This is a genomic window from Acinetobacter albensis, assembly GCF_900095025.1.
Classification (GTDB): Bacteria; Pseudomonadota; Gammaproteobacteria; order Pseudomonadales; family Moraxellaceae; genus Acinetobacter; species Acinetobacter albensis.
The window spans coordinates 42579-61658 of sequence record NZ_FMBK01000004.1; the positions used below are offsets into that span (position 1 = coordinate 42579).

Below are 19080 nucleotides of genomic sequence, written 5' to 3' on the forward strand. Positions count from 1 at the left end.
ATTGATTACCCTTGAATTTGTGCTACTGAAAGACCACGTTTCGCAGCGACTTTCTCAGGAGAAGTCATATCACGCAAACCTTTAAAAGTTGCGTTAACTACGTTAGCAGCATTTGTAGAACCATAACATTTTGTTAATACGTTACGTACACCAACAGCCTCTAAAACTGCGCGCATAGCACCACCAGCGATTACACCAGTACCTTCAGATGCAGGCTGCATGTAAACACGGCTTGCACCATGACGAGCATTAATAGGGTGTTGAACAGTACCGTCAACAAGCTCAACAGTAATCATGTTGCGACGAGCAGCTTCAAGTGCTTTAGAAATAGCAGCTGGAACTTCACGCGCTTTACCACGACCAAAACCTACGCGACCATTACCATCACCTACCACAGTCAATGCTGTGAAAGAAAAGATACGACCACCTTTAACAACTTTGGCTACACGATCAACGGCAACCAGCTTTTCAACAAGACCTTCGTTTTGTTCAACTTTAGCCATGATTAGAACTCCAAGCCGTTTTCACGAGCAGCATCAGCCAAGGCTTTGATACGACCATGATATTTAAAACCAGAACGGTCAAATGCAACTTTAGTAACACCAGCTGCTTTAGCGCGTTCTGCGATTAGAGCACCTACTTTAGTTGCTGCATCAACGTTACCAGTTGTACCAGCACGTAAAGTAGCATCTAAAGTCGAAGCTTGCGCTAAAACTTTGCCACCATCTGCTGAGATAACTTGTGCATAGATGTGACGCGGAGTGCGGTTTACACACAAGCGAGTCGCACCCAATGCACGGATGTGCAAGCGTGTGCTTTTCGCACGACGCAAACGGGATTGTTTCTTTTCGTTCATAAGAACCTCGCGCCTTATTTCTTCTTAGCTTCTTTACGAAGAACAACTTCATCCGAATAACGAACACCTTTACCTTTATAAGGCTCTGGTTCACGATATGAACGGATATCTGCAGCTACTTGACCCAACATATGTTTGCTTGCTGATTTCAAAATGATTTCAGTAGCTGTTGGAGTTTCAGCAGTTACACCTTCAGGAAGTTTGTAATCGATAGGGTGTGAATAACCAAGGTTAAGGTGAACAACATCACCTTTAACCGCAGCTTTATAACCAACACCGATTAGTTGTAACTTACGTTCGAAGCCTTCACTAACACCCTTAACAAGGTTGTTAAGAACAGCGCGAGCTGTACCAGCTTGCATCCAAGCGTCTTTCGACTCTTTAACTGGAGCAACTTGAAGATTACCTTCTTCCTGTTTAAGCTCGACCAGCGCATGCAGGTTGAAAGACAAAGTACCTTTGCTGCCTTTCACTTCGACCTGCCGGCCGTTCTGAGTAACTGTTACGCCGTTAGGCACAGTTACTGGGGCTTTAGCCACACGAGACATGAGGAATCACCTATTAAGAAACAAAAGCAATAACTTCACCACCGATGCCCGCAGCACGTGCAGCGCGATCAGTCATGATGCCTTTGCTTGTAGAAACAATTGCAATACCTAAACCTTGCTTAACGCTTGGAAGTGCATCTTTACCGCGATATTGACGTAAACCTGGACGGCTTACGCGTTTCACAGTTTCGATAACTGGTTTGCCTTCAAAATATTTTAACGTAATCGTTAAAGTTGCCTTACCTTCAGCATCAGCAACTTCTACGTTAGAAATATAACCCTCTTGTTGAAGAACGTTAGCAATAGCTACCTTCAACTTAGAGTTGGGCATAGAAACGGTCTGTTTCTTTGCCATTTGTGCGTTACGAACACGGGTTAACATGTCGGCAACGGTATCTTGCATACTCATTTATAGTCGCTCCTTACCAGCTTGCCTTAACAACGCCCGGTACATCACCTTGCATTACTGTTTCACGTAGTTTGTTACGGCTTAGACCGAACTTACGGAAGTAACCATGAGGACGACCAGTTAAACCACAACGGTTACGAAGACGTACTGGAGACGCATTACGTGGTAATGCTTGTAACTTCAAAGTCGCTTCAAAACGCTCTTCGTCAGTTGCATTTACATTTGCAATCGTTGCTTTTAACTCAGCACGTTTTGCAGCAAATTTAGCAACTGTCTTTTCGCGTTTTAATTCGCGATTAATCATACTTCTCTTAGCCATATCGACCTCTTATTTGAACGGGAAGCCGAATGCACGCATAAGCGCACGGCCTTCGTCATCAGTACGAGCAGTCGTAGTAATGGTAATATCCATACCACGAATACGATCAATCTTATCGAAATCGATTTCAGGGAACATGATTTGTTCCTTCAAACCCATCGAATAGTTACCACGACCATCAAACGACTTCGCAGAAAAACCGCGGAAGTCACGAATACGTGGGATTGCGATCGCGATCAAACGGTCTAAGAATTCGTACATACGTTCGCCGCGTAAAGTAACTTTACAACCGATCGGCCAACCATCACGGATTTTAAAACCCGCAATCGATTTACGCGCTAATGTAAGAACTGGCTTTTGACCTGCAATTGCTTGCATATCAGAAAGAGCGCCATCTAACAATTTCTTGTCAGCTGATGCAGCACCAACGCCCATATTAATGGTAATTTTGGTAATGCGAGGAATTTCCATCACATTCTTAACGCCCAATTGCTCTAATAACTGAGCTTTAAGTTCGTCGTTATAACGTGTTTTAAGTCTGGCCATAGCCTAGTTCAACCTATTACTTCGCTACCGCCACTGATTCACCATTTGATTTGAATACGCGAGTTTTCACGCCTTCAGCATCAACTTGGTAACCAACACGGTCAGCCTTTTGGGTTGTAGCATTAAAAATTGCCACGTTTGAGATATGAAGCGTAGCTTCCTGAGTTACGATGCTGCCTTCAGCGCCAGTAGCTCGGTTCGGCTTTTGATGCTTCTTCACCAAATTAAGGCCTTCAACCTTAACTCGATCATTTGAAACAGACAAAACAGTTCCCTGTTTGCCTTTTTCTTTACCTGCGATCACAATAATTTGATCGCCTTTTTTAATCTTAGCCATGAGTGCCTCTTATAGAACTTCAGGAGCCAATGAAATGATTTTCATGAACTGTTCGGTACGAAGTTCACGAGTCACTGGTCCGAAAATACGAGTTGCAATCGGCGCTTTGTTGTTGTTCAAAATAACAGCAGCGTTATCATCGAAACGAATAACTGAACCATCTGAACGACGGATGCCGAATTTTGTACGTACAACTACAGCATTCATTACGTCGCCTTTTTTAACACGGCCACGCGGAATTGCTTCTTTTACAGTAACTTTAATAATATCGCCAACAGAAGCATAACGACGGTGTGAACCACCTAGTACTTTAATACATTGTACGCGGCGAGCACCACTGTTGTCTGCTACGTCGAGCATACTTTCGGTTTGAATCATTGCCCTACTCCAAAACCGAGCATCACCGGTCACAATTTCGAAAGGCTCAAAGAGTACTCGAAATTAACCGATGATGCAACAAGAACGTCTAATTACTCAGCAGCAGCTTCAATAACTTCCACTAAAGTCCAAGCTTTAGTTTTAGAAATTGGGCGGCTTTCTTTAATGGTTACAACATCGCCAGTTTTAGCAGTGTTATTCTCATCATGAGCGTGTAATTTAGTTGAACGGCGGATTGATTTGCCATACAACGGGTGTTGAACGCGGCGTTCAATAAGCACAACAATAGACTTGTCCATTTTGTCGCTTACGACCTTGCCGGTTAACGTGCGAACTGTTTGTTCACTCATTGTCCGTTCCCCTGTTTTTCGGTAAGGAGTGTCTTGATGCGAGCAATAGTTTTACGAGTAAGCGCAACTTCATGCGATTTACCCAATTGACCAGTTGCTTTCGCCATACGAAGACGGAATTGGTTAAGCTGTTGCTCATCAAGCAAAGCTGTCAACTCTTCTACCGATTTTTCACGTAGATCATTAGTTTTCATTACATTACCGTCCGAGTCACGATAGTGGTTTTAAACGGAAGCTTCGCAGCAGCAAGCGTAAATGCTTCACGCGCTAACTCTTCGCTTACACCATCCATTTCGTACAAGATTTTACCTGGTTTGATTTGGCAAACCCAGTATTCCACAGAACCTTTACCTTTACCCATACGTACTTCTAATGGTTTTTGAGTAATTGGTTTATCTGGGAAAACACGGATAAAGATCTTACCACCACGTTTTACACGACGGCTAATTGTACGACGCGCAGCTTCAATTTGACGCGCAGTCATTTGACCACGTTCAACTGCTTTAAGCGCAATAGAACCAAAAGATACAGTGCTACCACGATGCGCTAGACCAGTGTTACGGCCTTTTTGTACCTTACGGAATTTAGTACGTTTAGGTTGCAACATGGATTATTCTCCTTTTTCAGCAGAACGATCATTGCGACGACCACGACGCTCTTGACCTTCACCACGACCGCGACCACGTTTAGCTGGACGATCTTCAGCAGGAGCAGGGTTCATGACTTGTTTCATGCCACCTAAAATCTCGCCACGGAAAATCCAAACTTTAACGCCAATCGTACCGTAAGTTGTTTCAGCACGCATAGTAGAGTAGTCGATGTCTGCACGAAGTGTATGTAAAGGTACACGACCTTCACGATACCATTCAGTACGCGCAATCTCTGCACCACCTAAACGACCAGAAACTTCAACTTTGATACCTTTAGCACCAGCACGCATTGAGTTTTGAACCGCACGCTTCATAGCACGACGGAACATTACACGTTTCTCTAATTGAGAAGCAATTGCTTCAGCAACTAGACGAGCGTCTAAATCTGGGCGATCAATTTCGTTGATACTTACTTGTGCAGGAACACCCATAATAGATGTTAATTCACGCTGTAGTTTCTCAATGTCTTCGCCTTTTTTACCGATTACGATACCAGGACGAGCAGTGCTAATAGTAATTTTAGCAGCACCTGTTGGACGTTCGATAAGAATTTTGCTGATCATCGCATTTTTAAGTTTTTTAGTTAAAAACTCACGAACTTGAAGATCTTTAAGCAAATATTCAGCGTATTGTTTCGGACTCGCATACCAGTTAGCGTTATGACGTTTCACAACACCTAGGCGGATACCGATTGGATGAACCTTCTGACCCATATCAAACCCCTACCTTAACGGTGATGTGACAAGTACGCTTAGTAATACGATCTGCACGGCCTTTGGCACGTGGCATAATACGTTTCAGGCTAACGCCCTCATCAACGTAGATCGTAGAAACTTTAAGGTCGTCTACATCTAAACTGTTATTGTGTTCAGCGTTTGCAACTGCAGATTCCAATGCTTTTTTCACTATCGCTGCAGCTTTTTTATTGCTGAAGTTCAAGATATTTAAAGCGTGGGCAATAGATTTGCCACGGATTAAATCTGCAACCAAACGTGCTTTTTGTGCCGAGATAGCGGCACCGCGTAACTTAGCAGTAACTTCCATCATAGCACCTTAACGTTTAGATTTCTTATCAACACCGTGACCACGATAGGTACGAGTTGGCGCGAATTCACCGAGTTTATGACCAACCATATGCTCAGATACAATTACCGGAACATGGTTACGACCATTATGAACAGAAATTGTTAAACCAACAAAATCTGGGAGTATCATCGAACGACGCGACCAAGTTTTGATCGGCTTACGGTTATTAGCCGCGATAGCCGCTTCAACCTTAGCGAACAAGTGCGCATCGACGAATGGGCCTTTTTTCAGAGAACGAGGCATTGTCAGATTCCTTTACTTGTTACTTAACGCGACGGTCGCGAATAATCATCTTAGTCGTACGCTTGTTGGTACGTGTCTTGTACCCTTTCGCTTTTTGACCCCATGGGCTTACAGGTTGAATACCTTTATTACGCCCTTCACCACCACCATGTGGATGGTCAACTGGGTTCATCGCCATACCACGAACGGTAGGACGAATACCACGCCAGCGAGATGCACCTGCTTTACCAAGTGAACGAAGGTTGCTTTCTTGGTTAGAAACTTCACCAAGTACAGCACGACATTCAACGTGAATTTTACGCATTTCACCAGAACGTAGGCGAACAATAGCGTAAGAACCGTCACGACCCAACAACTGAACCGAAGTACCAGCTGAACGAGCTAACTGCGCGCCTTTACCGATTTTAAGTTCGACGTTGTGAAGAGTAGAACCAATAGGCATGTTACGAAGTGGCAAGCAGTTACCTGGACGAATTGGAGCATCGTTACCAGATTGTACTTTATCACCAGCACGCAAACCTTTAGCTGCAATAATATAACGACGCTCACCATCAGCATACAAAACTAAAGCAATGTGTGCAGTACGGTTAGGATCGTATTCAATACGTTCTACAGTGGCTGGAATGCCATCTTTATTACGTTTGAAGTCAACAAGACGGTAGTTTTGTTTATGACCACCACCAACATGACGAGTTGTAATGTGACCGTTATTATTACGACCACCAGTACGTTTTTTAGCTTCAACCAACGGAGAGTACGGTGCGCCTTTATGAAGATGGTCGTGAACGACTTTCTCTACAAAGCGACGTCCTGGAGACGTTGGCTTACATTTTTGAATAGGCATAAATTTCGTCCTTATTCCGCTGCGCTTTCAGCGGTATCGCCCAAGTCAGCCATTTCAACATCTTGGCCAGCTTTCAGGGTGACGTATGCTTTTTTAACATCAGAACGACGTCCTAATGTTTTACCAAAGCGTTTAGTCTTACCTTTAGTAATAGTCGTGTTAACTTTAACAACGTCTACACCAAAGAGTTGTTCAACTGCTTTTTTGATTTCAAGTTTGTTTGCATCAATCGCAACTTTAAAAACTTGAACACCAGCAGCCTCACCTAAAGCTTGTGCTTTTTCTGAGAATACAGGTCCTTGTAGGACTTGATAGATACGTTCGTTGTTCATCCGAGTTCTACCTCAATTTTCTTAGCAGCAGCTACAGACATAACAACTTTATCGAACGCAATCAAGCTAACAGGATCAATTGCAGCAGCATCAACCACATCTACATGTGGAATGTTACGTGCAGCAAGGTATAGATTTTCATCTACAACATCCGTAACGATCAACGCGCGAGTTGCGTTTAAGTCGTTAAGCTTAGCAAGCAATTCTTTAGTTTTTGGAGCTTCAACAGAAAACTCTTCAACCAAAACCAAGCGATCTTGACGAACAAGTTCAGCTAGGATGCATTGCATAGCACCGCGGTACATTTTACGGTTTACTTTTTGAGACCAATCTTGTGGGCGCGCAGCAAAAGTTTTACCACCACCAACCCAGATCGGGCTACGAATAGAACCAGCACGTGCACGGCCCGTACCTTTTTGACGGAATGGTTTACGACCACCGCCAGATACATCACCACGTGATTTCTGAGCTTTAGAACCCTGACGACCACCAGCTAAATAAGCTGTAACAACTTGGTGTACAAGAGCTTCATTGAACTCACGTCCAAAAGCAACTTCAGATAATTCAACAGCAGAACCGGAAACAGTATTTAAATTCACAATATTTCCCCTCAAGCCTTGATCGTAGGACGAACAGTAACGTCACCACCAGTCGCGCCAGGAATTGCACCTTTCACAACTAGGATTGAACGTTCAGTATCGATAGAAACAATTTCAAGACCTTGAACTGTTACGCGCTCAGCACCTAAATGGCCAGCCATTTTTTTGCCTTTGAACACGCGACCAGGTGTCTGGTTTTGACCAGTTGAACCTAGAGAACGGTGAGAAAGTGAGTTACCGTGAGTAGCATCTTGAGTACGGAAGTTCCAACGCTTAACACCACCTTGGAAACCCTTACCTTTAGACTGACCAGTTACGTCAACAACTTGACCAACTGTGAACAGTTCAACAGTAAGTGTACCGCCAACTTCACGACCTTCAAGATCAACTTCTGTAGCACGGAATTCTTGAACCAAACGACCAGCAGCAACACCCGCTTTAGCGAAGTGACCTTTCTGAGGGTTGGTTACGCGAGATTCGCGACGTTCACCAGTAGTGATTTGAATCGCTTGATAACCATCAGTTTCAAGCGTTTTGATTTGAGTGATGCGGTTAGGATCAACCTCAATCACTGTAACAGGTACAGAAACACCAGCATCTGTAAAGATACGGGTCATACCGCACTTGCGACCGACTAAACCAATAGCCATGTGCATAAACCTCTAAAAAAGCGGCCTAATTAACTTAATAACGTTAATTAACCGAAAGCCTTAACCCAATGCGATCTGAACATCAACACCAGCTGCTAGATCCAACTTCATCAACGCATCAACAGTTTTGTCTGTTGGTTGAACGATGTCGATCAAACGTTTATATGTGCGGATTTCATATTGGTCACGCGCATCTTTATTAACGTGTGGTGATGTTAAAACGTTAAAGCGTTCGATACGAGTAGGCATCGGGATAGGACCACACACTTGTGCGCCTGTACGCTTTGCTGTTTCTACGATCTCTTGAGAAGATTGATCAATCAGACGATGATCAAAAGACTTCAAACGGATACGAATTCTCTGGTTAGACATACCAGTTAACTCCAAGCCAAATATATAAAGAATCACCCTTGACGCATCTCACCCCACTATTAAGTAGGCAAGTGTCAAAGGCAGTGAAATATCACTAAGGTCATGATCGATGCCACGACTGTCACGATGCTAACTACTTTATTCGCAGTCAGCCCCTTTATTCAAGGGTCGCTCATTATAGCGATTGTTTAACGCTTAAGCAAATCTCTTTTCAACTTTTTGCTTATTTATCCTGTTAAATGACTTATTAATTTGTTCAAAAATAAATCAACAATAAGTATCTTGTAAAACATACTCTATTGCTCGATTCAGCAATAGATTTCCTGCATAAAAAGACGATTTAGGTGTAATTTTTAATTGTTGTTCGCTTTGTACATATTTACCTTTAAAGCTTTCCAACTCATCGTCATCATTTAGAAATAAGGTTAAACTTTCGGGAGTGATTTCTGGGTGGAACTGAAACCCCAAAACATTTTTCCCTATCTGATACATTTGATTTCGACAAACATCATTTTCTGCCAAATGAATTGCACCTTTGGGAATTTCAAAAGTTTCTCTATGCCAATGCATGACATTGAATTTCTCGGGTAATTGAAAACATTCTTCAGCCTGCTGTTTGACTTTATGAACGTCCATCCAGCCCAATTCTTGATTCTGATTGTTATTGACTGCGGCTCCAAGGGCATTGGCGATCAACTGTCCACCGAAACACAGTCCAATTGCAGGCTTACCCATTGACAAGTAGCGTCTTAACCAGCGTTTTTGAATTTTCAACCATGGAAAATTTGCTTCGTCGTTTACGCTCATCGTTCCCCCCATAATAATCAGCAAATCTACGTCGGTAACGCTTGGTAGTGCTTCTATTTCTAGAGGTTGATCCACAGGCAGGGCAAAAAATTCGGTTGCAGTAATGTGTGCTTGATGTTGTTTAAGAAATGAATAACAACTTCCAAATCCCTCACCTGCAATATGCTGAAAATAATGGACATTCAAATGTGACTTCATCTGTTCTCACCTATTGTTATGTTCTCGGGAGAACTTTGCAAAAATAGAGCCAATTTTTTTAAATGTATCTGATTTTATACATTTCAGCATGGGTATAGCCTAATCACTCCGTTTCTCTTAAGCTAAGACGCAATAATGAACAAATTAGAGCCAAATTTTGAAAAAGAATTTACAAACAGAACTCATTCATGCACCACGGCGAGCACCGCAATACATATCAACCGTACAACCTCCCTTGTTTCGTGCATCAACCATTATTTTCCCAAACACCCATGCACTGTTTAATCGCCATTGGACAGATGAATATGACTATAGTTATGGTACACACGGTACACCCACCACCTTTACTTTAGCGGACAATATTGCTCGTCTTGAAGGCGGAAAACATTGCCTCCTTGCACCAAGTGGATTATCTGCCATTAACCTCGTTAATGCCTGTTTTTTAAGTCAGGGCGATGAAGTCTGGGTAGCCGACAACATCTATGGTCCAAATATGGAGCATTTGCGCAATCTGGAAACCCGTTATGGGATTCAAGTTAAAGTCTACAATCCAATAGATGTGTCTACTTTTGAACCCACATTAAAAGCAAAACTGATTTGGTTAGAAGCGGCAGGTTCTGTCACTCTAGAATTTCCAGACTTAGTCAATCTGGTCAAAAAAGCCAAACAAGCGAATATTCTCACTGCACTGGATAATACGTGGGGTGCTGGACTCGCTTTTAATGCTTTTGATTTTTCCGAAGAACATTTGAGTGTTGATATTAGTGTGCACGCCTTAACCAAATATCCAAGTGGCGGTGGTGATATTTTAATGGGCTCAGTGGTGACGCAAGATCAAAATTTGCATCATCAATTATTTCTCATGCATGCCATTCAAGGTATTGCAATTTCGGCTGATGATGCAGCACAAGTACAACGTAGCTTAGCCTCTATGCAACTTCGTTATGAGCAACAATCGCGAAGTACGGTGCAATTATTAAAATGGCTCAAGCAACAACCACAGTTCATACAAATTCTGCATCCAGCAAATGAAAATTCTGCGGGTCATTACTATTGGAAAGAGATTTGTACGACAGATCAAAGCGCAGGTTTAGTCAGTGTTATTTTCAAACCTGAATATGATTTAAATGCCATTCGGAAGTTTTGCGATTCACTTAATCTGTTCAAGCTTGGATTTAGTTGGGGCGGCCCAGTGAGCTTGGTGATGTTATATAACTTAAAGGAAATGCGAACTTTAGAAAATACACATTTACAACAAGGTTTATTGGTTCGTTTTTGTATAGGACTAGAACATCCTGCCGATTTAATTCAAGATATAGAAAATGCACTAAAACAATTGAATATATAGTGACATCAATCATTCAAACACAAAAATAAAATAGGAATAAATATGGGCACACCAATCGTTATTGCCAAAAAAACGTCGAATACACAACAAGAAATTGTTTTACATTCTCAGTTTGCCAATCGCCATGGTCTCATTGCGGGTGCAACAGGAACAGGGAAAACCGTAACCTTAAAAGTACTGGCGGAAAGTTTTTCTCGTCTTGGTGTACCTGTATTTTTAGCTGATGCAAAAGGGGATGTTTCAAGCCTTGCAAAAGCAGGCTCAAGCAGCCCTAAATTTGATGAACGACTGAAAGTTTTAAATTTAGAGCCTGTTACTTTTACAGCATCACCCGTGGTGTTTTGGGATTTATTTGGGCAACAAGGTCACCCTATCCGTACTACAGTATCAGAAATTGGCCCGCTACTTTTAGCCCGTATGCTGAATTTAAATGACACCCAAGAAGGTGTACTTTCCGCTATTTTCCGTATTGCAGATGACCAAGGTTTATTACTCATTGATTTTAAAGATTTAAAATCAATGATCACTTATGTGGCTGAGCACACAACAGAATTTCAGGCTGAATATGGCAATTTGTCCCCCGCCAGTTTAGGTGCAATTCAGCGTAATTTATTGGCGCTGGCTGACCAAGGTGGTGAACAATTTTTTGGTGAGCCCAGTCTCAATATTTTAGATTTTATTCAAACAAATAGTGAAGGACGAGGCTACATTAATTTATTGGCCGCAGATAAACTGATGAATACACCGAAACTGTATGCCACCTTTTTGTTATGGATGCTTTCAGAACTGTTTGAGCAATTACCAGAAGTAGGTGATATGGATAAACCGAAGTTGGTGTTCTTTTTCGATGAGGCACATTTACTGTTTGATAATGCCAGTAGTGCCTTACAAGAAAAAATTGAACAAGTGGTTCGTCTGATTCGCTCCAAAGGTGTCGGTATTTATTTCGTGACACAAAATCCACTTGATCTACCTGAAAGCGTACTGGGACAATTGGGAAATCGCATACAACATGCTTTGCGTGCCTTTACACCCAAAGACCAAAAAGCGGTGAAAACAGCAGCAGATACTTTTCGTGCTAACCCTGAGTTTAAAGTGGATGAAGCCATTACAGCACTGGGTGTCGGAGAAGCACTCATTAGCTGTTTAGATGAACAAGGTATTCCACAAATTGTAGAACGAGGTTGGGTCATGCCACCGTATTCATCGTTTAGTCCCATTAGCTTAGATGAACGTAAAGTTTTAATCAGTCAAAGTATTGTGGCTGGGATTTATGAGCAAGCTGTCGACCGTGAAAGTGCTTATGAACTGTTACAGCAAAAAGTAGCCCAACGCCAACAGCAAGAAGTCGCTGAACAAACAGCCAAACAACAAGCGAAAGAGCAAGAAATCATCAACAAACAACAAGCAAAAGAACAAGATACCCTAGCAAAACAACAACAGCGCGAGCAAGAACGCATTGCCCGTGAACAACAGAAAGAAGTTGAACAGGCTGCAAAAAAACGTGAAAAAATGACTCAAGATATTGTCGGGACATTTGCTAAAAGCGCAGCTCGTAGTTTAGGCGGCAGTACTGGACAAAAAATTGTTCGTGGCTTACTGGGTTCACTGTTTGGTAGAAAATAAACCACCCTTTCCCGCTTTAAATTTTGAAAATATGGAATATTAAAATATTCCATATTTTTTTTATGGTTTTTTATAAAGTGTATTTACAATACACTTCTAAAGATGTATTTTAAATATATCTTATAAATTTATCGCCATGAGAGATCAGTTATGACTCCGCAGCAAATTGACCTTGTAAAAGCCACCGTTCCTGTACTACGTGAAAATGGCGTCGCCTTGACGGGTTATTTTTATAATCGCATGTTAGGCAACAATCCCCATTTAAAAGAAACCTTCAATATGGGACATCAACGTAGTGGCGCACAGGCGCAAGCTTTAGCGGGTGCAGTTTTAGCATATGCTGAAAATATTGAAGATCCTTCTGTGCTGTTGCCTGTGGTTGAACTTATTGCACACAAGCATGTCAGCTTGAATATTCAAGCACCAGACTACAATATTGTGGGTGAAAATTTACTGCATTCGATTAGTGAAGTACTTAGCATTTCTATGCAAGATCCACTGATTGATGCTTGGGCAGCGGCTTATGGTCAATTAGCTGATCTTTTTATTCGTACTGAAAAAGCCATCTATGATCAACATCAACAAACCAAAGGCAGCTGGTTAGGTTGGCGTAACTTTAAAATTGCTAAAAAAGTGGTTGAAAGCGACGAAATTACCTCATTTTACCTTTCACCTAGCGATGGTGGCGAGTTGCCAAAATATGAAGCGGGCCAATATATTTCAGTGCGAGTTTTTGTTGCAGAATTGGGATTAAAACAACCTCGTCAATACACTTTATCCACTAGCCCGCAAGCAGATTATTTACGTATTTCAGTAAAACGGGAAGATGAAAAGCATGATCTGGCGGCAGGCTGGGTATCGAATACTTTACACCATTTACTTGAAGGTTCAGAAATAGAAGTTTCTGCACCAACGGGGAACTTTTTTCTGATCGATCCCAACAAACGTAATGTCTTTATCAGTGGGGGTGTAGGCCTAACACCAATGGTTGCCATGCTGAACCAATTGGTGACTTTAGATATGCCGCAACCCGTGACCTTTATTCATGCTTGCCGAAGTAAACATGTTCACGCAATGAAACAGCATATTCATGAATTAAAGGCTCAATATCCGCGTTTAAGCACATTTACAGTTTACGAATTCCCACATCAAAGCGATAAATTAGACGAAGATTATGACGCAACAGGTCGTCTAGACTTAAATGCTGTAGATCGTATATTACTGTCGCCAGATGCAGATTACTATTTATGTGGCCCAATGCCTTTTATGGCTGAACAGCAGAAAGTACTACTTGCTCAAGGTATTGCTGCTGAAAATATCCACAGTGAAGCATTTGGAACAGGTGGTGTTCACCACTAATCTAAACCTATCAGCAAAATATCTAGGGCTAGTCTGCTTATGATAGACTAGCCCTAATTTATTTAATCAATGAAAATATCAGTATAATCATGCAGCTTAACAAGTTTACTGACTATGCTTTGCGCATTTTAATGTATATTGCACGGCCTAGAGAAAACGCTTACACCATTGCAGATATTGCACAAGATTTGCATGTCTCACAAAATCATTTGGTCAAAATTGTGCATTTTATGGGAAAACAAAAATGGATTATGACCACACGCGGTAAAGGCGGTGGTATTCGTTTAAATGCAGAAACATTAAATTTAAATCTCGGTCAAATTGTGCGTATTTTGCAGGGCCAAAATCCGATAGTAGAATGTCATACCCCACCCTGTGTATTCCGCAACAATTGTGATTTAAAAGGAATTCTAGATCAAGCACTTGAAGACTTTTATCAATCTTTAGATCAGTATCGGTTAAGCGATGTCGTCGACCCAAATACGCCAAGTAAATATACGGTTTCATCCCCTATTCCTCTCATTAATGTCTAAATACTCACGCAAAGTTTTCAGCTTTCAAAATGCAAAGGTCGCTTGCCTAGACGACTTCCTCTATAATGCTTCCTTGTAGATCATTTATTGAAGTTGAGTTATGCACCACAGCAGAGGAAAATCCAAAAACAGTAAGACGGCCAGTGCGCCTAAGCAAAAGATCAGCTATGAGAAAAAAGTTGATTCCGCCATTACTGAATATTCTGTGCGTTCACTCAACTGGTTACGTCAAGCTGAATTCTTAATGAGTGCACCAAAACTGAATTTGTGCGTTGACGATACAGGTTATGAAATAGCTTTTGCAGGTCGCTCGAATGCTGGTAAATCGAGTGCTATCAATGCATTGACCAATCAAAAACAATTGGCGCGGGCCTCTAAAAAACCTGGCCGTACCCAAATGATCAACTTTTTTAGCTTGGGTAATCCTGATCAACGTCTGGTCGATTTACCCGGTTATGGTTATGCAGCCGTACCTGAAGCGATGAAATTGGTTTGGCAAAAAGAGCTGGAAAATTATTTGATTCATCGCCAAAGCCTACAAGGTTTGGTCTTATTAATGGATATTCGTCATCCATTACAACATTTCGATGTCATGATGTTGGAATGGGCATACTCTCGCCAATTGTTCGTACATGTGCTTTTGACCAAATCCGATAAGTTAAATCGTGGTCCTGCATCAAAAGTATTGCAAGAAGTTCAACAACAATTGAAAAAAATGAAGCTCCAGTTCTCGATTCAATTGTTCTCATCTATGAACAAACAAGGATTAGAAGAACTGGCCAGTGTCATGGGGGGCCGTCTGAACTTTACCCTTGAACAAGCCAGTGAATTTAATTTAGACAGTATCCCTGACGCATCAACAGATGATATTGAATTTGTTGAAGGTGAGGAATTTATTGAAGACGCTGAACTCGTGTTTGATGAAAATGAATTTGAGCATACTGCCGAAAACCAAAGTATTGACCATAATTTAACTGATGTATCTAAAAATGGATCATCTTCGACCTAAGTCCTCTTATCTGATCACATTCATCATCTATTGATATCTGAATGTCCTCTATTGCTAAACACAATAGAGGGCATTTTTTTATACTTAATCTCAAGTAATAAACGTTTAGAAAAACAATAGGATCAGATGATGAAACTTTTATCTTTATTTAAGAAGTCTAAAATTGGCTCTTCAATTGAATATCAAATTAAGCCGCGGAAAGTAAAATTTGACTGGCAAGATACGCCTGTGGACTGGATTCCAAATCAGCCTTTTGTCAGTTATTTTATTAATGAAATTAATATGATCTTACCGGCGGGCGAATTTTGGTTTTGTCGCCTTTACAACAAAGTTTTGCCGCAAATTAGCGATGAAAAACTCAAAGAAGATGTGAAAGCCTTTATTCGTCAAGAAGCCATGCATGCCCAAGCACATGCATCTGCAAATAAAGAATATTTAACGCTACGCAATATTGATGTTCAGCGTAATTTAGACCTCATGGATTTTTTATTTACGAAAGTGTTGGCAGACCAGCCTTTAGGATTCAAAGTGCCTAAAATACTGGAACATCAATGGGATTTATTTCGTCTTGGGATTATTGCAACGGTTGAACACATGACCTGCGTTCTGGGAAAATATGTTTTATATAATCAACACTGGGAAGAATTGGGTGCAGACCCTGCCATGCTAGATTTGGTTAAATGGCATGGGGCAGAAGAAATTGAACATCGTACAGTGGCTTTTGATTTATACCGCCATTTGGGCGGTGGCTATATTGCGCGTTACTATTTAAGTGGGTTCGTTATTGCTGGTGTCTTAGGCTTATGGGTAGATGGTGCAGCACACATTATGAAACAGGATGCACGTTTTAAATCCATTCAACCGAGTTTATTTAAACCTTGGATTTGGCGAGAATGGTATGCCATTTCGCAAAAAGACAATCGCCTCATGCCGAATCCGTTTTGGATTGTTTCACAACAATTGGGTTATTTAATGCCTTGGTACGACCCTGTACATGAAGCCAAAACCGAAGATGCGATTGCTTATTTGGATCAGTCTCCTGCGGCAAAACGAGCTGCGCTTAAAGTTGCCTAAAAAAACATAGAAATATAAAAAATCGGGCTATATGCCCGATTTTTTATGTATTTAAAATCAACCGAATCAAAGCTAGAAGGATTGAAAGAATTGGATTGAAAGGAAATCCTAGCTCTCATGGACTTACATCATCATTCAAACTTTATAGCAATCACTTTAGTTTATTCGCGAAGGCTTAAACTGATAATATAAAAATATTTTGGGTCAACAAGGTCCTTAAATAAACAAACCTGCATAAACTATTGCTAAGTTAATTATGCAGGTTGTTTTTAAGCCAGAAACCGATACATATGGGAAAATAGTTTGGAATCTGTGTGGAATAGCATTTAAACCAAAACGTCATCATCACGCGTGTGACGATCAACCACGACACTAATCATCATATCGCCTTGAACATTAACAACAGTGCGTACAGTATCAAGCAAACGATCAATGGGTAATAAAATTGCAATCGCTTCTGCAGGCAATCCCACAGATTGTAACACCATAATCATGGTCACCATGCCAGCACTGGGAATTCCAGGCGCACCCAGCGATGCAATCATGGCCGTTACACAAACAATCAGCTGCTGCCCAATACTTAAATCTAAGCCCATCAAATTTGCAATAAACAAGGCAGCAGCAGCCTCATACAGCGCCGTCCCATCCATATTGAGTTGTGTGCCTAAAGGAATAACAAAACCAGCTGTTGCTGGTCGTACGCCTAAGTTTTCCTGTGCACATTTTAACGATAATGGCATGGTGGCGGAACTGGAGCTGGTGGCAAAAGCAGTAATTAATGCAGTGCGCGTGCCTTTAAAAAAGGTCATGGGACTCATTTTACCGAAAATCCATAACAATAATGGCAACACGACTACACCATGAAAAATCGTGGTACCTGTCACCACCGCAGCAAACTCAACCAACCGATTTAATACCGAAATATCTTCTGTTGAAATGAGTTTGGCTAAAAGTGCAAAAATACCAATAGGTGCAAGGCGCATGACCCAAGTAATCATTAACATCATAATGTCAAAAAATTGCTGACTTAAACGACGTACCGTTTTAAACCGCTCACCACCTTGAACCAGTGCCACACCAATAAATAAGGCAAAAAGCACAACCGCCAAAACATTACCTTCAGAAAATGCTTTAAAAGGATTAATCAGCGTATTTTGAATAAAGTTAGTAAAAAAAGAACTAGCAGTTAAGGTGTCTGGGCTTTGATGACTACTCATAGCATCTTGGAACATGGCAATATCCACACCCTTACCCACATCAAATAAATGTGCACTGCTAATCCCTAAAATCAGTGCCAAGGTGGTAGTCGTAACACAGCAGGCCAAAGTGATTTTCCATACTTTACCCAACTGCCCACCCGATTTTAAGTTTGAGACGCCAACCACAATTGAACTAAAAATCAAGGGGATGAGCAGCATTTTTAACAAGCCAATAAAAATACTACTGGCGATGCCTAATCCATATAAACTGGCATCGAAAAAAGTCGTGTTTGGATAAAGATTTAAAATAAAGCCAAATGCTACGCCTAAAATCGCAGCGACTAAAATTTGTGTATTCAAGCTCATTTGTGCATGCTTTTATCATTAAGTTCTATCAGCACTATGCCATGCAGAATACATAGAATCGAGATTTTTTTTGTCACTCACCTACATTATAAATAATAAAGCCAATCATTAATGATTGGCTTTTAAAAAATGCTAAAACTTACTGCGTTTCAATTTCGCGAATCCGAATTAAGCCTTCTTGGCTTGTACTACACACCAATTCACCGTTTTGCCACATCCGTCCAAAATTTAAACCACGCGAACTGGCACTCACTGTCGCATCCATATCGTATAGCATCCATTCGTCGGCGCGAAATGGTTTATGGAAATACATAGCATGGTCAATACTGGCACATTGTAAACTTGGTGATAAATAACTTAGACCATGTGGACGAAGTGCCGTGGTCATTAAAGTAAAATCTGAATAAAATGCAGCGATGGCTTGATGTAGAGAAATCTCATCTACTTCTGCTGTAATTTTATCGTGGGTTTTTAAATAGTGGGCATAGGACGGTGCCTCAGGTTGAGGCTGAAAGGGATTACTCGGGTCAATCGGACGAATTTCAATATGACGATCCCGCATAAAGCTAGCGCGTACATTTTCTGGTACAAACTCCACTAACATTTTTTTTAATTCAGCTTCTGATTTGACCTGTTCTGGTGCAGGATACTCAGGCTCATTGATTTGATAGTTCAAACCTTCTTCGGGATAGGTAAAAGAAATCATGGCTGTAAAAATGGTTCGACCATGCTGAATAGCACGAACTTGGCGACTCACAAAACTTTTACCATCTCTCAAGCGATCCACTTCATATAAGATGGGTGCATTTACATCCCCCCCATACAAAAAATAAGCATGCAAAGAATGTGCAGGACGGTCAGTGGTATACGATGCAGCACGCAAGGCTTGACCCAGTACTTGGCCCCCAAAAACACGCTTCCCTACTAAATTGCGACTTATACCGCGATAAAGATTTTCTTCAATTTTTTCAAGACTGAGTAATTCAATCAGTTCTTGAGTTAAAGTATTCATAAGCGACCTATTTAATATGGGATACCTAAA

27 protein-coding genes and 1 pseudogene are annotated in these 19080 nt (G+C 41.3%); 6 read left to right on the forward strand and 22 right to left on the reverse strand.

Annotated features, from left to right (window positions below; genetic code table 11):
• Window positions 1-5: 5 nt before the first annotated feature.
• The 20 genes and pseudogenes from rpsE to GA0116959_RS04025 all read right to left on the reverse strand — a co-directional run bounded on the left by rpsE (window position 6) and on the right by GA0116959_RS04025 (window position 9524).
• Window positions 6-503, reverse strand: a complete 498-nt coding sequence (rpsE, locus tag GA0116959_RS03930; RefSeq protein ID WP_053579517.1) for a 30S ribosomal protein S5 — start codon at window positions 501-503, stop codon at window positions 6-8.
• A 2-nt stretch (window positions 504-505) separates the two neighbouring features.
• A complete protein-coding gene (gene rplR, locus GA0116959_RS03935) occupies window positions 506-856 on the reverse strand; it encodes a 50S ribosomal protein L18 (RefSeq protein WP_053579516.1) in 351 nt (116 codons plus the stop codon).
• 14 nt (window positions 857-870) lie between these two features.
• The gene (rplF, locus tag GA0116959_RS03940; protein ID WP_092718592.1) at window positions 871-1404 is read right to left on the reverse strand and encodes a 50S ribosomal protein L6; all 534 of its coding nucleotides are present in this window, start codon (window positions 1402-1404) and stop codon (window positions 871-873) included.
• A gap of 13 nt (window positions 1405-1417) precedes the next feature.
• Entirely contained in the window at window positions 1418-1813 is a 396-nt protein-coding gene (gene rpsH / locus GA0116959_RS03945) for a 30S ribosomal protein S8 (RefSeq protein ID WP_053579514.1), read from the reverse strand.
• A 13-nt stretch (window positions 1814-1826) separates the two neighbouring features.
• On the reverse strand, window positions 1827-2132 hold the full coding sequence (rpsN, locus tag GA0116959_RS03950) for a 30S ribosomal protein S14 (protein WP_053579513.1): 306 nt from the start codon (window positions 2130-2132) through the stop codon (window positions 1827-1829).
• A 9-nt stretch (window positions 2133-2141) separates the two neighbouring features.
• On the reverse strand, window positions 2142-2678 hold the full coding sequence (rplE, locus tag GA0116959_RS03955; RefSeq protein ID WP_053579512.1) for a 50S ribosomal protein L5: 537 nt from the start codon (window positions 2676-2678) through the stop codon (window positions 2142-2144).
• A gap of 16 nt (window positions 2679-2694) precedes the next feature.
• Window positions 2695-3015, reverse strand: coding sequence for a 50S ribosomal protein L24 (rplX, locus tag GA0116959_RS03960; protein WP_053579511.1), 321 nt, complete (start codon window positions 3013-3015; stop codon window positions 2695-2697).
• Window positions 3016-3024: 9 nt separating this feature from the next.
• A complete protein-coding gene (gene rplN, locus GA0116959_RS03965) occupies window positions 3025-3393 on the reverse strand; it encodes a 50S ribosomal protein L14 (protein ID WP_053579510.1) in 369 nt (122 codons plus the stop codon).
• Between the two features lie 92 nt (window positions 3394-3485).
• On the reverse strand, window positions 3486-3743 hold the full coding sequence (gene rpsQ, locus GA0116959_RS03970) for a 30S ribosomal protein S17 (protein ID WP_004725698.1): 258 nt from the start codon (window positions 3741-3743) through the stop codon (window positions 3486-3488).
• Window positions 3740-3937, reverse strand: a complete 198-nt coding sequence (gene rpmC, locus GA0116959_RS03975; RefSeq protein ID WP_005012982.1) for a 50S ribosomal protein L29 — start codon at window positions 3935-3937, stop codon at window positions 3740-3742. Before rpmC ends, rpsQ begins: the two co-directional genes overlap by 4 nt.
• The gene (rplP, locus tag GA0116959_RS03980; RefSeq protein WP_053579509.1) at window positions 3937-4350 is read right to left on the reverse strand and encodes a 50S ribosomal protein L16; all 414 of its coding nucleotides are present in this window, start codon (window positions 4348-4350) and stop codon (window positions 3937-3939) included. The genes rpmC and rplP overlap by 1 nt, the downstream gene beginning before the upstream one ends.
• Window positions 4290-5106: pseudogene (gene rpsC, locus GA0116959_RS03985) on the reverse strand (30S ribosomal protein S3). The gene rplP and the pseudogene rpsC overlap by 61 nt, the downstream one beginning before the upstream one ends.
• 1 nt (window position 5107) lies before the next feature.
• Window positions 5108-5437 (reverse strand): 50S ribosomal protein L22, encoded by a 330-nt coding sequence (gene rplV / locus GA0116959_RS03990; protein ID WP_053579507.1) that lies wholly within the window; start codon window positions 5435-5437, stop codon window positions 5108-5110.
• Between the two features lie 9 nt (window positions 5438-5446).
• A complete protein-coding gene (rpsS, locus tag GA0116959_RS03995; RefSeq protein WP_004281508.1) occupies window positions 5447-5722 on the reverse strand; it encodes a 30S ribosomal protein S19 in 276 nt (91 codons plus the stop codon).
• Window positions 5723-5741: 19 nt separating this feature from the next.
• Window positions 5742-6566: a 50S ribosomal protein L2 gene (gene rplB, locus GA0116959_RS04000; RefSeq protein WP_053579506.1), complete on the reverse strand. Its 825-nt coding sequence runs from the start codon at window positions 6564-6566 to the stop codon at window positions 5742-5744.
• 11 nt (window positions 6567-6577) lie between these two features.
• Window positions 6578-6898, reverse strand: a complete 321-nt coding sequence (gene rplW / locus GA0116959_RS04005; protein ID WP_053579505.1) for a 50S ribosomal protein L23 — start codon at window positions 6896-6898, stop codon at window positions 6578-6580.
• Window positions 6895-7497, reverse strand: a complete 603-nt coding sequence (gene rplD, locus GA0116959_RS04010; RefSeq protein ID WP_053579504.1) for a 50S ribosomal protein L4 — start codon at window positions 7495-7497, stop codon at window positions 6895-6897. Before rplD ends, rplW begins: the two co-directional genes overlap by 4 nt.
• An 11-nt stretch (window positions 7498-7508) precedes the next feature.
• Window positions 7509-8147: a 50S ribosomal protein L3 gene (gene rplC, locus GA0116959_RS04015; RefSeq protein ID WP_053579503.1), complete on the reverse strand. Its 639-nt coding sequence runs from the start codon at window positions 8145-8147 to the stop codon at window positions 7509-7511.
• A 60-nt stretch (window positions 8148-8207) separates the two neighbouring features.
• Entirely contained in the window at window positions 8208-8519 is a 312-nt protein-coding gene (gene rpsJ / locus GA0116959_RS04020) for a 30S ribosomal protein S10 (protein ID WP_004725677.1), read from the reverse strand.
• Window positions 8520-8786: 267 nt separating this feature from the next.
• Window positions 8787-9524, reverse strand: a complete 738-nt coding sequence (locus tag GA0116959_RS04025; RefSeq protein ID WP_092718594.1) for a type 1 glutamine amidotransferase — start codon at window positions 9522-9524, stop codon at window positions 8787-8789.
• A 157-nt stretch (window positions 9525-9681) separates the two neighbouring features.
• Here GA0116959_RS04025 and GA0116959_RS04030 point away from each other — a divergent pair, with 157 nt between their 5' ends.
• From GA0116959_RS04030 to GA0116959_RS04055, 6 genes are all read left to right on the forward strand, one after another.
• Window positions 9682-10872, forward strand: coding sequence for a PLP-dependent transferase (locus GA0116959_RS04030; protein WP_092718597.1), 1191 nt, complete (start codon window positions 9682-9684; stop codon window positions 10870-10872).
• Between the two features lie 42 nt (window positions 10873-10914).
• Entirely contained in the window at window positions 10915-12498 is a 1584-nt protein-coding gene (locus GA0116959_RS04035) for a helicase HerA-like domain-containing protein (RefSeq protein ID WP_092718600.1), read from the forward strand.
• 150 nt (window positions 12499-12648) lie between these two features.
• Window positions 12649-13857, forward strand: coding sequence for an NO-inducible flavohemoprotein (gene hmpA / locus GA0116959_RS04040; protein ID WP_092718603.1), 1209 nt, complete (start codon window positions 12649-12651; stop codon window positions 13855-13857).
• An 89-nt stretch (window positions 13858-13946) separates the two neighbouring features.
• Window positions 13947-14390, forward strand: a complete 444-nt coding sequence (locus tag GA0116959_RS04045) for an RrF2 family transcriptional regulator (RefSeq protein ID WP_092718606.1) — start codon at window positions 13947-13949, stop codon at window positions 14388-14390.
• Window positions 14391-14490: 100 nt separating this feature from the next.
• Window positions 14491-15399, forward strand: a complete 909-nt coding sequence (yihA, locus tag GA0116959_RS04050) for a ribosome biogenesis GTP-binding protein YihA/YsxC (protein ID WP_092718609.1) — start codon at window positions 14491-14493, stop codon at window positions 15397-15399.
• 126 nt (window positions 15400-15525) lie between these two features.
• On the forward strand, window positions 15526-16473 hold the full coding sequence (locus GA0116959_RS04055) for a metal-dependent hydrolase (RefSeq protein ID WP_171250322.1): 948 nt from the start codon (window positions 15526-15528) through the stop codon (window positions 16471-16473).
• A 326-nt stretch (window positions 16474-16799) separates the two neighbouring features.
• On the opposite strand, the gene GA0116959_RS04060 is transcribed toward GA0116959_RS04055, so the two are convergent.
• Window positions 16800-18038 carry a dicarboxylate/amino acid:cation symporter gene (locus GA0116959_RS04060; RefSeq protein ID WP_092718612.1) on the reverse strand — a complete coding sequence of 413 codons (1239 nt, stop codon included), beginning with the start codon at window positions 18036-18038 and terminating at the stop codon, window positions 16800-16802.
• 139 nt (window positions 18039-18177) lie between these two features.
• Complete coding sequence (locus GA0116959_RS04065; protein ID WP_092718614.1) at window positions 18178-19050, reverse strand: acyl-CoA thioesterase; 873 nt, start codon at window positions 19048-19050, stop codon at window positions 18178-18180.
• Between the last annotated feature and the right edge of the window lie 30 nt (window positions 19051-19080).